General features: G+C 31.9%; 15 protein-coding genes. 1 reads left to right on the top strand and 14 read right to left on the bottom strand.

Annotation, left to right across the window (positions count from 1 at the left end; translation table 11 throughout):
• Positions 1-52 precede the first annotated feature (52 nt).
• Positions 53-655, bottom strand: a complete 603-nt coding sequence (locus ACUSJC_RS01080; protein WP_449267701.1) for a porin family protein — start codon at positions 653-655, stop codon at positions 53-55.
• Between the two features lie 117 nt (positions 656-772).
• On the opposite strand from ACUSJC_RS01080, the gene ACUSJC_RS01075 reads away from it, so the two are divergent.
• On the top strand, positions 773-1,486 hold the full coding sequence (locus ACUSJC_RS01075; protein WP_449267700.1) for a YebC/PmpR family DNA-binding transcriptional regulator: 714 nt from the start codon (positions 773-775) through the stop codon (positions 1,484-1,486).
• Positions 1,487-1,547: 61 nt separating this feature from the next.
• Here ACUSJC_RS01075 and ACUSJC_RS01070 read toward each other — a convergent pair whose 3' ends face one another.
• The 13 genes from ACUSJC_RS01070 to ACUSJC_RS01010 form a co-directional block, all read right to left on the bottom strand.
• Complete coding sequence (locus tag ACUSJC_RS01070; protein WP_449267699.1) at positions 1,548-1,922, bottom strand: hypothetical protein; 375 nt, start codon at positions 1,920-1,922, stop codon at positions 1,548-1,550.
• Between the two features lie 84 nt (positions 1,923-2,006).
• Positions 2,007-2,399, bottom strand: a complete 393-nt coding sequence (locus tag ACUSJC_RS01065; RefSeq protein ID WP_449267698.1) for a hypothetical protein — start codon at positions 2,397-2,399, stop codon at positions 2,007-2,009.
• Between the two features lie 80 nt (positions 2,400-2,479).
• Positions 2,480-3,154: a hypothetical protein gene (locus ACUSJC_RS01060; RefSeq protein WP_449267697.1), complete on the bottom strand. Its 675-nt coding sequence runs from the start codon at positions 3,152-3,154 to the stop codon at positions 2,480-2,482.
• Positions 3,155-3,218: 64 nt separating this feature from the next.
• Complete coding sequence (locus ACUSJC_RS01055; protein ID WP_449267696.1) at positions 3,219-3,848, bottom strand: hypothetical protein; 630 nt, start codon at positions 3,846-3,848, stop codon at positions 3,219-3,221.
• Positions 3,849-3,992: 144 nt separating this feature from the next.
• A complete protein-coding gene (locus ACUSJC_RS01050; RefSeq protein ID WP_449267695.1) occupies positions 3,993-4,955 on the bottom strand; it encodes a Fic family protein in 963 nt (320 codons plus the stop codon).
• Between the two features lie 88 nt (positions 4,956-5,043).
• The gene (locus ACUSJC_RS01045; RefSeq protein WP_449267694.1) at positions 5,044-5,475 is read right to left on the bottom strand and encodes a protease complex subunit PrcB family protein; all 432 of its coding nucleotides are present in this window, start codon (positions 5,473-5,475) and stop codon (positions 5,044-5,046) included.
• An 11-nt stretch (positions 5,476-5,486) separates the two neighbouring features.
• Positions 5,487-6,626 carry an N-acetyl-alpha-D-glucosaminyl L-malate synthase BshA gene (gene bshA, locus ACUSJC_RS01040; protein ID WP_449267693.1) on the bottom strand — a complete coding sequence of 380 codons (1,140 nt, stop codon included), beginning with the start codon at positions 6,624-6,626 and terminating at the stop codon, positions 5,487-5,489.
• Between the two features lie 67 nt (positions 6,627-6,693).
• Complete coding sequence (locus ACUSJC_RS01035) at positions 6,694-7,149, bottom strand: DUF1801 domain-containing protein (protein ID WP_449267692.1); 456 nt, start codon at positions 7,147-7,149, stop codon at positions 6,694-6,696.
• A 2-nt stretch (positions 7,150-7,151) separates the two neighbouring features.
• Positions 7,152-10,064, bottom strand: coding sequence for a glycoside hydrolase family 3 N-terminal domain-containing protein (locus ACUSJC_RS01030; protein ID WP_449267691.1), 2,913 nt, complete (start codon positions 10,062-10,064; stop codon positions 7,152-7,154).
• 136 nt (positions 10,065-10,200) lie between these two features.
• Positions 10,201-11,424: a phosphoserine phosphatase SerB gene (gene serB, locus ACUSJC_RS01025; protein ID WP_449267690.1), complete on the bottom strand. Its 1,224-nt coding sequence runs from the start codon at positions 11,422-11,424 to the stop codon at positions 10,201-10,203.
• A 34-nt stretch (positions 11,425-11,458) separates the two neighbouring features.
• Entirely contained in the window at positions 11,459-11,941 is a 483-nt protein-coding gene (locus ACUSJC_RS01020) for an ABC transporter ATPase (protein WP_449267689.1), read from the bottom strand.
• Between the two features lie 3 nt (positions 11,942-11,944).
• The gene (locus ACUSJC_RS01015) at positions 11,945-12,736 is read right to left on the bottom strand and encodes a (Fe-S)-binding protein (protein ID WP_449267688.1); all 792 of its coding nucleotides are present in this window, start codon (positions 12,734-12,736) and stop codon (positions 11,945-11,947) included.
• A gap of 53 nt (positions 12,737-12,789) precedes the next feature.
• Positions 12,790-14,118 (bottom strand): 4Fe-4S dicluster domain-containing protein, encoded by a 1,329-nt coding sequence (locus tag ACUSJC_RS01010; RefSeq protein WP_449267687.1) that lies wholly within the window; start codon positions 14,116-14,118, stop codon positions 12,790-12,792.
• Positions 14,119-14,123: the final 5 nt, after the last annotated feature.

The following is a 14,123-nucleotide window of genomic DNA, read 5'->3' as shown; positions in this document are numbered from 1 at the left end:
AAAAAAGTGTTTTAGAAATTCTAAAACACTTTTTTATTCGCTCTAGTAAAAATTACAATTTGATTACAGCTCCAACATTGAAGGCGCTATAACTATTCTTCAAGGTATAAGAAGCATCTTTAGGTAAATCTGTTAAACCTGTCATTCCTTGATAGTCAATTAAAATACTAAAGTTTTCATTTACTTCAATTTTATATCCTATTCCATAATTCAAACCTAACTGAAATGAATTAACTTCATCTTTCATGTCATAACCATTAATTTCTGCAGCAGATAAGAAACCAAAACTAGGCCCAAAATTTAAATTCCATTTTCTAGTACTTCCAAAATGCCAATTTGCATTTACCGGAACAGTAAGATAATGTAACTTTTCTTTAATAGTTCCTATATAACTTCCTATATAACCCGGATATTTACTTCCCATAGTTTGATAAAACAATCCCGAACGCAAACTCCAACGATTATTAAAATAATAATCGAAATCTCCTCCAATATTTACACTAGAAAGTGATGAATTGCTAATGTCCTCATCACTATAATAATTAGAGGTTGCATATCCGATTTTTGGAGTTAGCTCAATTGTTCCTTTTTCTCTCTTTTGACCAAAGAAAGAAACACTGAAAAGACAAATCAATGTCACAAGTAAATTCTTCATATAGATTATTTTTTGAAGCGCAAATTTATTACAAAAAATATAGCTTCAAAAAAAAGGTAAACATTTTTAATTTTTTTATGGAATTACTAAATTTGCCTGTCAAAAAAACATTTAGAAATGGGAAGAGCCTTTGAATTTAGAAAAGCCCGAAAAATGAAACGTTGGTCAGCAATGGCCAAAACGTTTACAAGAATTGGTAAAGATATTGTAATGGCAGTTAAAGAAGGAGGTCCAAATCCTGAAACTAACTCAAGATTAAGAGCTGTTATTCAGAATGCGAAAGCAGCAAACATGCCTAAAGATAATGTTGAAAGAGCTATTAAAAAAGCTTCGGATAAAGATACTGCAAACTTTAAAGAGGTTTTATTTGAAGGATATGCTCCTCACGGAATCGCAATCTTAATTGAAACCGCTACAGATAACAACAATAGAACCGTTGCCAACATTAGAAGTTATTTTAATAAATGTAATGGTACTTTAGGAACTCAAGGTTCAGTAGAATTTATGTTTGACCATACCTGTAACTTCAGAATTCCATCGGAAGGACAAGATGTAGAAGAACTAGAGCTTGAAATGATTGACTTTGGTGTGGAAGAAATTTTTGCTGATGAAGACGGGATCATGATGTATGCTCCTTTTGAAAGCTTTGGTGCTATTCAAAAAGAACTGGAACACAGAAACATTGAAATCTTATCTTCAGGATTTGATAGAATTCCTCAAGTAACTAAAGAACTTACTGCTGACCAAGTAGCTGATGTAGAAAAGCTTTTAGAAAAAATTGAAGAAGATGATGATGTGATGAATGTATACCATACTATGCAAGAATCATAAGAAGAATACTTTTCTTTTAAAAATACAAAATGAAAATACCGGCTTGAATAAGACCGGTATTTTATTGAAATTTTAGATTGATATTGCATTTTTTAATCTCTTCATGAAAAGCTCTTTTTTCTAAAGGGCCAATAAGACTGTCATTTTTTTTAAGAATAATATAATATTCTATTATCCCGGTATTCATATCTCTGCTTTTTAACGGATCTCGCTTTGCAATAATGAATTTAGAATTAGATTTTACTTCCACTACATCTCCATTAATTTTTATGTTATTAAATTGATTTTCTTCTTTGGATTGGTAAATTATTGCTTCTTCATTAGGATAGCCAATATCAACTGATTCATATTTAGGAAGAAAATAATATCCCTCTCCTAAATCTCGTTCACTACAGGAGCAACAAAGTAGCGAAAGCATTAAAATTATATTTCTCATCGTTGTTATTTTTGAATAGAATCATGAACTAGTACAACAAAATACTAAAAAAGGTTTATCTTATAACTAATATTGTAAGATATCTTAATCTTTAAAATACCAACCAATTGAATTCAATTCATCCCAACTTATTACAGTAATTGATTTTGCCTCTTCTTTAATATTCTCAAAACCTATTTTGTCAATAAGTTTTTCAACATTATCAAATAAGTCTATAAAATCTGGTATATATTGATAATCTGAATCTAATTCACATTGAATTCCAATTACAGGATATTTATCACCTAAGAAATTACCATATCTTATCAGTCCAAATCTTGTCCCACTCGGGAAATTTTTAAAATTAGAGGGTAATTTTCTTCTCAATACTTCCAAACATTTCATAGTGAAATCATCACAAGGATTCAATTTATCATAAAACGCTGGTTCAATAACAAGAAACTTTCTAACTTGACTATTTTCTTCTATTATCCACATTTTACATTAATGATTTGTAATATTCTTCTAACTTCATTAAGATGAAAATTTTTATTTTGAACATTTACAAATATAATGAGTTAACAGACTTTTTTAATCTTTAAAGGTTTCAAAATGGTATCTTTCTCTGTTTTTGCATTAAACCAATCTTCATAATCAATATAAAACCAATTATTATTTCTATATTCCAAAAAACCTTTTATTTGTTTAAATTCAGGAATATTCTTTTCTTTATAATCAAATGCATTTTCATGGATTTTAAACGATTTTAACTGTATCCATTTAGTATTGCAAAGTGTATAAATATTGCATAAACTAATGTTTGTAAAGCTATAATAATCTACTACTAATGCTATTTCATCTTTCTTATCATTATTGTTGTCTCCAAGATTAATTAAACAATATAGTCCACCGCCAGAACTAAAACGAAGAGTATCACATTTGTGATTTTTTACAGTAAGTATTACTTCAGCTTCAATTTTATCAAAATAATTTTCTATTGAATCCCATTGACTACTTGGAAAATAATCAATTTGAAGTTTACTTTTTTTATTAATTAGGTTCTGAGAAATAGTATCTGTTCTTCCATCTCCATCAAAATCTCCGATCAGAGATAATCTTTTAAGATAAACTAACGAATCTTGGGTCTTAATTCTATTAAATAAGTTTTCTGAATTTGTTTGCTTTTCTTGTTTTTCGATAAATGAACAACCAAAACACAAAAGCATTGCTAAATAAATAATTCGTTGTCTCATTATACTATTTTTTGATTGATACGGAACTAAAGTTGTCAACGATTTTTCGTATAAAGTTCCGGTTTTATTCAATGATTATTGTATTTATTTCAAATGCTTTTCCTTTTTCAGTCAATTTATAAACTAAAGGTTCATCTGAGATTATTTTAATAAAATCTTCATCAATTAGATAAATTAAATGTTCAAGAACATCTCTTGATTTCGATTTTGTCATTTTCGATACTTCAAAAGATATAAAACCAATGCTATTGATATTCTGTTCTCCATTATTCGAATGAAATTTTAATTCTCTTATTAAGGTTTTCAGAATTTTAAGGTTGATTGATTTCTCAAGAAGTTCTTTAACCTCTACAATTTCATTTTCTAAAGGCTTATTTTTATGAAATATTGGTTCAATAAGATATTGATAAACATTATCCTTTATCCTCTCTTTTGCTTTCTCTTCAGCTTTAAGTTTATTTTCAATATTAGAAAATTGTAAAAGAGAGTTTATGACCGTTTCTTTTTCAAACTGAATTTCAATTGTAGGGAATTCAATTATTCTACTTTTAACAATCCATAATCTATTTGATTCTAAGGATTTTAAGAGTGTTCCTTTTTTTAATCCATCATTTTCATTTTTAATAAAAATGATTATTCCTAAATTAGAAAGTTGAAAGGAGTTAACTATTTTCCCTCTATGTTTATCTTTCATAAAATACTGTCTACTATGATCCTCGTTTATAAAATTGTATCACAAACCAAACGATTCCTAATATAGAATTTAATTTCGAATTTTCGTAGACCCGAGCACAAAGTGCGAACTGGCTCAGCAAAATTAGAAAAAATTGCCAATGTTCTATGTAGTATTATTTTTTCTGTACGTTGAAGTTTTTTTATCTCCACTTTTTTCAATTAAAGATTTTTCAACAGCATTTTTCAAATCACGGCTTGCGGTTGCAGATGAAATAGTCTTAAAATACGTAATATAATCTTTCCGTGTAAATTCGCTTTTACAATTCTCTAAAAATATCTGAATTCTGTCATTTTCAGAAAGTTTTTTACTCGAATTTTGAAGTAAATCATCCAAAGAATAATCGATAATTTTTAACATATATTCAATAAATTTTGTTGATTTTCCTTCTTTATCAGAAAAAGATAATGCTTTGTAATACTCTTCTTGATTTTTAGAAATAAGAGTTTCAAAAGGAAGAAATTCAAAAACCGGATAATCTTCCATAAGTATTAAAGTTTGCCATAATCTTCCCATTCTGCCATTTCCATCTAAAAATGGATGAATAAATTCCATTTCATAGTGGAAAACACAACTTTTTATCAAAGTGATTTCTGATTTATCTTTTAAATATTCAAATAAATCTTTCATTAAAAAAGGAACGTTTTCATGAGGAGGAGCAATGTGTTCAACTTTTGAACCTTTAACAATTCCAACACTTTGATTTCTATATTTTCCTGATTGTTTTATTAAGTTTTGTAACAATAATTTATGAGCATTTAAAAAATCTTTTTCTTTATAAGGTTTTAATTTATTTATGTTTTTGTAAACTTCTAAAGCATTCAAAACCTCGATAATATCTTTTTCAGGTCCAATAACTCTTTTATTTTCTAAAATTGCAGTTATTTGTTCTTCAGTCAGTGTATTTCCTTCAATTCTTAAAGAAGAATGAATGGTTTTAATTTGATTTTGTTTTCTTAAAGTAGGGTTAGACTTAATCAAGTATTTCGCATTAACTTCTCCTATTTTTTCAGAAATTGAAGCGATAAACTTTAGAATTTCAGAGGTTATTTCATAAGGTGGGTTCATAATTTTTGATACTATCATTTGATACTATCACAAAAATAATATTTAATTTGATTGAATTCCTAAAGTTGATAAAATATTGCAGACAACATCACTCTATAACCACTTCTTTTTTAGGAATCAAAACAATAGTAAAAGGGTTGGTCAAAGCCATGGTTGCCATAGCTCCCTTTGTCGGTTTAATCTCTTTGATTTTTATAAAAACTGTGTTTTTCTTTTCATACATTTTATCAATCTCAATACCATAACCTCCTGTATTTCGTTGCCCTAAATGCATCAATAATACATTGTTTTGTTCCAGATCAATATTCAATAATGCTTCATTAATTTCGTCAGAAACTTTAAGTTTGTCTACTTCGTTAATCAAATCGTTGTAATTATCAATAACCGCAACCGAAGCTTTTTCATACCCTCCCGGATGATTCTTAATTATATATGTATAATCTTCACCTTCTTCAAATTGTTTGGTACTATTACAGGAAACCAATCCTATTAAAGTTAGAATAAGTACAATTTTTTTCATAACACTATTATTTAAACCAAATACGTTTTGTTTAAAGCTTCCATGTATACCTTTTCATATAAAGGCAATATATTTTTGATGTCAAATTTCTTAGCTGTTTCCAATGCATTATGCTTAAACTGCTCTAAAACAACATCGTCTTTTAAGATCTTAATGGCATTTTGACTCATTTCGTCAATATTTCCAACATCACTTAAATAGCCTGAATAGCCTTCTTCGTTTACTTCCGGTAATCCGCCGGAATTACTAGAAATAACAGGAACTCTGCAAGACATGGCTTCCAAAGCAGCTAAACCAAAACTTTCTGTTTCTGAAGGCAATAAAAACAGATCAGAATAGCTTAAAATTTTCTCAATTTCGTGACTGTTTCCAAAGAAAATTACTTTTTTGTGAATTCCTAAATCTTCGCACAATCGCTCGGCTTTTTCTTTTTCAGGTCCATCGCCCACCATCATTAATCTGGCTGGAATCTCTTTTTGAATTTTATAGAAAATACGAACGATGTCTTCAATTCGTTTTACTTTTCTAAAGTTAGAGATATGAGTTATAATTCGCTCATTCTTACTGGCTAAAATCGAACGATAACAAGACGCCGATTCGATGATGGGTTCTTTTTCTAATTCAATAAAATTAGGAATAACTTCTATTTCTTTTTTAATATTAAATAATCGATAGGTATCGTCTCGCAAACTTTTGGAAACACTCGTTACCACATCTGATTGATTGATACTAAAGGTTACCGCCGATTTGTAAAAAGGATGTTTTCCAACCAACGTAATATCTGTTCCGTGCAAAGTAGTAATCATCGGAATTTTAATTCCTTCTTCTGCCAACATTTGTTTCGCCATATATCCTGCATAAGCATGTGGAATAGCATAATGAACATGAAGTAATTCGATTTCATACAACTTAATCATATCCACCAATTTGCTGGACAATGCCAATTCATAAGGTTGATAATGAAACAAAGGATATTCCGGAACGTGCACTTCGTGATAGAACACATTTTGGTTTAACAAAGCCAATCGAACGGGTTGACTATAAGTAATAAAATGTATTTCGTGTCCTCTTCTGGCTAATTCCAAACCTAATTCGGTTGCCACAACTCCACTTCCGCCAAAAGTAGGATAACAAACAATAGCAATTTTCATTTTTTCAATTAGTTTTTCCTATAAAAATAATTCAATATTTGGTGCTAACGATTAAAAATACGTTAAATTATTTCGTAAAGCTAGCCTTGTAGGTTGCAATCCATTGGTCAGCAGAAACTTTACTCACTAATTTACCTATGACTTCAAATGGAATGTCTTCTGCTTTTTTGAAACGCATGCAACTTTTTCCCATATCTAATTTCTTAGTCGAAAATTGAGCATATTCGTTTAAAAACCAATCCAATAATTCCTTATCGGCATAGATTCCCATGTGATAAAAATTGATGCTGTTTTTTTGGGAAGCGAAACTCATAAATGGCAAAGGTAATTTGGGATTACAATGATAACCTTCCGGAAAAACTTCGTGTGGTACCACATAACCTATCATTCCATAAGACATCTCTTCTTTAAAGTCTTTCGGCAGATTATCCAAAATGACTTGGCGTAATTTTTCTAAAGTCTCTCTTCTTTCGGCAGGAGCTTGTTCTAAATATTCTTCAATAGTTGCAGCTGGAATTGTCATCGTTATTCTTCTATTGATTCGTAAATTACTTGTTGAATTTTCTCTCTGATATTTTCACGCGAAAGCACATTTACTTTAGCTTCCGGATACGTCCGATTGGATAAAAATACATATACAATTTCTTGTTCCGGATCGGCCCAAGCCATCGTTCCTGTAAATCCGGTATGGCCAAAACTCGTCATGGAAACACAACCACATGTTGGACCAGCTTCGCCTAATTGCGGTTTGTCAAAACCAACTCCTCTCCTATTTTCATCTTTACAATAATAGCACGTATTAAATTTATTGAAGGTCGCTTCTGTAAAAAACTGATTGCCTCCGTAACTTCCTTTTTGTAAAAACATTTGCATCATAATGGCTACATCCATACTATTGGCAAAAATTCCGGCATGACCGCCAACACCGCCTTGCATTGCCGCTCCCATATCATGAACGTAACCTTGTAATGTTGTATAACGGTAATAATTATCAATTTCCGTAGGAACAATTTCGCTGACGTCAAATTTTCGCAATGGATTATAGGTCATGCGATAAGCTCCTAATTTTGCATAAAAATTATCAGTTGCTAATTTATCCAAACTTTTATCAGTTATACGTTCCAAATATTCTTTCATCAAAATAAATGAAAAATCGCTGTATTTGTATTGTACTTTTGGCAACAACTCGCTATCAGCAATAATTTTGACAATACTATCTTGATAATCGTTTCGCATGAATAAATTTTCACTGACTTGAACTGAAAAATCTTTAGAATATGATTTTCGATAATATTTTTCACTAGGTTGTCCCGATGAATCTAAAGTCGCTTTATAAAACGGAATCCAAGGTTGAAAACGAGCTTGGTGTGTTAACATGTCAACCAATTTTACATTGGCTTTATTAGAATGTTTGAACGAAGGTAACATGGTGCTCAATTTGGTATCCATTTTTAGTTTTCCTTTATCAAACTGAATCATTACATTAGGTAAAGTAGCTAAAATTTTGGTCAATGAAGCTACATCATATAAATCCGAATTTTTAACCGGAACTTGATCATTATATGTATGGTAACCGTATGATTTTTGCAGTACTACTTTTCCTTTTCTGGCCACTAGAACCTGAATTCCCGGTGTCATTTTTTGAGCAATCGCATAATCAGCTATCGAATCAATTTTTTGTAAAACATTGGAATTCATTCCCACATTTTCGGGATTAGCAAAAGCCAAACGATTCATTTTTTCGGTTAGAACACCATCATTCGTATAAAAATCATCATTAATCGTAACCGGAATTTTTCCTTTACAAGCAATACCACCAAAAATGGCTTCGGCTGCAACAGTTTGTCCGAAATAATTATTTTGGTAGGCCAATATAACTGCTTCAATTTGATCAAAATTACTAATTTTCAACAGTGAATACGGCTTGGTAAAAAAGGTTAAAATAGTAGTATTTTGCTTCGAAATTTTATTAATCCACATTTGTTCTTTAAAGTTCAAATTGTGGTTTTTCCAAGCGCCATCGGCTTTGTGAAAGCCTATAATTACTTTGGTATATTGTTTTAAATCGACTAAAACAGAATCCAAATTAGTTCCTTTAATTTCAGTTACTTCAGCATAATCATTTAGTTTATCAAAGAAATCGGAAGATTCGGCATCGCCCAATTTTACATAAGCGATTTTTTCTTTTTCTAAATGTTTAATCGGGACTACTTTATCTTTATTCTTCAATAAAGTCAAGGCGTTTTCATATAACAAATAATTTAACGCATCATTTTCAGGCGCATTTAAATCGTTATATAGATTCTTCGTTTCAATAGGTTTAAATTTGTTCAATCCCGCTTTGAATTTGTAAGCCAAAATCTTTTTCACGGATTCGGCTAATCTTGCTTCCGTAAGACTTCCATCGGCTTGAGCCTGCTTGAATTTTTCAATGGCAACCGGAACATTTTCGGCAAAAAGCAACACATCATTCCCAGCTAAAAATGCTTCTAAATCAATAGCGCCAGGTTCTTTAAAATTACTAGCGCCTTTCATATTCAATGCATCCGTAAATATTAAACCGTTGAATTTCAACTCTTCTTTCAATAATTTGGTCACTACATCATAGGAAATCGACGTGGGATAGCCTTCCCTAGGTTCTAAACTTGGGACGTTCAAGTGCGCCACCATAATACTCACCAATCCGTTTTTAATCAATTCTTTATATGGATACAACTCAACATTATCCAATCTTTCTCTGTCGAAATTGACTATGGGTAAGGTTTGATGCGAATCGGTTTCAGTATCACCGTGTCCCGGGAAATGTTTAGCAGTTGCAAAAACACCTTCACTTTGTAAACCTAACATCAAAGCTTCAGCAGCATTGGTTACATTTATTTTGTCTTCACCAAAAGAGCGATTTCCTATAATCGGATTTTTAGGATTGGTATTGATATCTACAACGGGAGCAAAATTAAAATGCACGCCCAATCGTTTGGATTGACGTCCCATTTGTTTTCCCATTTCTTTGATTAAATCAAAATTCTGAATGGCTCCTAATGTCATGTTCCAAGGATAACGATACGTAGAATCCAAACGCATGCTTAAACCCCATTCGGCATCAATACCGATTAACAAAGGGACTTGTGATTTTTTTTGGTAACGGTTGGTCAATTGTGCTTGACGAACCGGTCCACCTTGAAAGAAGATTAAACCGCCAATTTTATAGTTTTCGACTAAGTTGTCGATTTCTTTATAACTGTTTTCATTTTTATTAGAATAAGCGGCAACCATAAACAATTGCCCTACTTTTTCTTCAAAGGACATTTTGTTATAAATACTATCGACCCATTTCTTTTGCAAATCCGTTTTTGGAGTTGTTACTGGTTTTGGTTTATTTTGAGAATACGATATATGTATGGAAGCTACTAATAAAAGTAGTACTGAAAATTGACGCATAAATAAAAATTTGGTTTCCTTTAGTAAGAACACTAAATCTATGCCAAATTACTATTTATCTTTATTAAAATAAAACGTTTTAAGTTTATTTTATAAAGAAAGTTGTCAACGATTCTACATTTTGGTAGTCTAAAGTTTAGTGAATCAAATCGATATGACGATCGTGATATCCTAATAAATACAAAACACCATCTAAGCCAATACTGGAAATAGAACTTTGCGCATTATCTTTCACCTTTGGTTTGGCATGAAATGCAATTCCTAATCCGGCTAAGTTTATCATTGGCAAATCGTTAGCACCGTCCCCAACAGCAATTGTCTGATTGATATCGATACCTTCTAATCGAGCTAATTCTTTAAGATATTCAGCTTTTTTATTACCATCGACAATTTCACCGATATAACCACCTGTTAAGACTCCGTCTTTGATTTCCAATTGGTTTGCAAAAACATAATCGATACCTAATTCTTTTTGCAAATAATGACCGAAATATGTAAAACCACCTGAAAGAATTGCTGTTTTAAATCCGTTAGCTTTTAACGTACTGATTAATCGTCTTGCACCTTTGGTAATTGGCAAATTAACCGCAACTTCCTGTAAAACATCTTCGCTTAAACCTTTTAGCAATTTCATACGTTGTTCGAAGCTTTGCTTAAAATCGATTTCACCTTGCATTGCCGATTCTGTGATCGCTTTTACTTGTTCGCCAACACCTGCGAGTTCCGCTAATTCATCAATAACTTCAGCTTGAATTAAAGTAGAATCCATGTCAAAACACACCAAACGGCGGTTTCTGCGGAAAATATTATCTTCTTGAAAAGCTATGTCTACATCCAAATCCCTAGAAATTTGCATGAATCTTTCGGTAAATTCAGCCTTATTGTGAATCGCTCCACGAATGGATAATTGAATGGAAGCTCTTGGATAATCGTTTTCTTTGATTAGAGAAGATCTTCCGGTTAAACGCTTGATGGCATCAATATTCAAATTCTTCTCAGAAATAACTTTGGTCACTTCTGATATTTGTTGCGCCGTTAATTTTTCGCCTAAAAGGGTTACAATATAGCGGTCTTTTCCTTGTAAGCTTACCCAATTTTCATAATCTTCAAGAGCAATAGGACGAAATTTAGCCTTAATACCCAATTCGTAAGACTTGAATAATAAATCTTTTAAAACTGCTGCTGATTTTTTTCCGGATTTGATTTGGAAAAGAATTCCTAAGGATAGCGTATCGTGAATATTTGCTTGTCCGATATCTAAAATTTTAGCGTCATATTCTGCTAAAACACCTGTTAAAGATGAAGTTAATCCCGGTTTATCCTGACCAGAAATATTTAACAAAAAGATTTCACTATCCATAGTGTTAAGTAGCAATTAAAATAAAAGTAGAGAATTAAAAAAATCGACTATGCCAACTTTCGCTAGCGGGAACTTCCCAGAAATCCTGCCATTCTTCAATTGTATTTACTAAGTTATTAAACACAATGGTATTAGCAGAAACGGCTTTTTCTTTAGCCATTTTTTTGAATTCAATTAAAGGCTTGTGCGCAATATGTTCTCCTAGCTTAAAGGTAACATTCATTTTATCCAATAAGTCAATTTGGTACTTTTGTTCCAAACCTTGAATAAACGCAACCGAAGCATCTATTGAACATCCTGTTGCTGATTGCACATCTTGATTTACCGCAATAATGATAAATCGGTTGTATTTGATAAGAAAAGAAGATTCCAGCCCTTTTCCGTGAGCTGCCCAATTTTCAATAAATTCTTGAGTCGCTGTTTCAATTTCAGCAACTTCTTCATCCGTTAGTTTTCTGTTAGATTGATAAATCCAAACTTTAGAATGTAATGGTAACGATTCGAAAGGAACAAACATAAATTATAAATCTTGGGCATTAGCAATAATTTCAGCAATATCTAAAACTTTAATTTCAGCTTCTTTTTCGCTAAATTTTACACCGTCAGTCATCATCGTGTTGCAATAAGGGCAACCTGTTGCAATAATATTCGGATTAGTTTCAAGTGCATCTTGAGTTCTTAACACGTTAATATCCATATTCCCTTTTTCAGGTTCTTTGAACATTTGTGCTCCTCCTGCTCCACAACATAAAGCCGTACTTTTGCTACGCTTCATTTCGACAACTTCGGCATTGGTTTGAGACAATATTTCTCTCGGAGCTTCGTATTCTTTATTTGCTCTTCCTAAATAACAAGGATCATGGAAAGTAATACGGCTTCCTTTGTAAGTTTCTTTGTTGAAGTTTATGCGACCTTCACTCAACAATTGTTGAATAAATTGCGTGTGGTGTAATACTTCATATTTTCCACCTAAACCTGGATATTCATTTTTTAAACAGTTGAATGAATGTGGATCACAGGTTACGATTTTCTTTACTTCGTAAGCATTCAGCAATTCGATATTCATCAAAGCTTGCATCTGAAATAAAAACTCGTTTCCGGCTCTTTTCGCCACATCACCTGTACAGCTTTCTTCGGTTCCTAAAACAGCAAAATTTACGTTTGCTTTATTTAATATTTTTACGAAAGCTCTTGTGATCTTTTTTGCTCTGTCATCATAACTACCAGCTGAACCTACCCAAAATAAAATTTCAGGTTGTTTTCCTTCAGCCATCATTTCGGCCATTGTAGGCACTATTAAATTTTGTGACATACTCTTATATTTTGAATCGATTTGCTGTTGAAGCGTCTCTTTTTATTCTTAAATTATTCGTTTTTCCAGTTTAAACGGTCCATTTGACTATAAGGCCAAGGCGCTCCGTTATTTTCGATGTTGGTCATCATATTATTTAATTCCATCGGAGCAGCACTTTGTTCCATTACTAAATAACGACGCATTTCCACAATAATTGACAACGGACTGATGTTTACCGGACATTCTTCCACGCAAGCGTTACAAGTAGTACAAGCCCAAAGTTCTTCCGGAGTGATGTAATCATTTAATAAAGATTTACCGTCATCTACAAACGTTCCGCCGTTAGCATCTATATTTTTACCTACTTCTTCTAATCGGTCTCTGGTATCCATCATAATTTTACGCGGAGATAATTTTTTACCGGTTAAATTAGCCGGACAAGAAGACGTACAACGACCACACTCTGTACAAGTATAGGCATTTAACAACTGTACCCAATTCAAGTCTTGAACATCAGACGCACCAAACTTTGCCGGAACTGCATCCGGATTAGCCGGAGCTGCAAAAGGATCAGCATTTGGATCCATCATCATTTTTACCTCATTGGTTACACTGTCTAAATTGTTAAACTGTCCGTAAGGGTTTAAATTAGCAAAATAGGTATTTGGGAAAGCCAATAAAATATGTAAATGTTTAGAATAATATAAGTAATTTAAAAACACTAAAATTCCGCAGATGTGCAACCACCAAGCGCCTCTTTCTAACATGAAAACCAAGCTGTTATTCATTCCGTTGAAAATAGGTGCAATGAATTGAGAAACCGGAAAACTTCCGGCTGCATGATAATGTCCGAATCCGCCTTCTACATGTTGCAAGTGAAAATCAGCTGCATTCATGAATAAAAATAACGACATTAAAACGACTTCAAAGTACAGAATATAATTAGCATCATTTTTAGGCCAACCTTTCATTTCGTCTTTCCAAAAACGTTGGATTTTAATTACATTTCTTCTGATCCAAAAAGTTACAACGGCAACAATTACTAAAAGTGCTAAAATTTCAAATGAACCAATTAAAACGTTGTAGAAACTACCTAAAAATGCGAAAACGCGGTGTGTTCCGAATAAACCATCAATAATAATTTCTAACACTTCAATATTGATGATGATAAAGCCCACATAAACCAAAATATGTAAAAAACCTGCTATTGGTCGTTTTACCATTTTAGATTGTCCCAAGGCAATCATTGCCATATTTTTCCAACGTTCAGCGCTATTATCAAATCGGTCTACATCTTGACCTAATTTAATATTACGAATTAGCTTTTTGACATTTTTCACAAAAAAACCTATTCCCAAAAAGAGAACAATTGCAAAAAGAATGTTAGGTAAAAAACTCATAGGTG

This window comes from Flavobacterium sp. U410, assembly GCF_053570605.1.
This window is presented reverse-complemented; position numbering and strand designations above follow the sequence as displayed.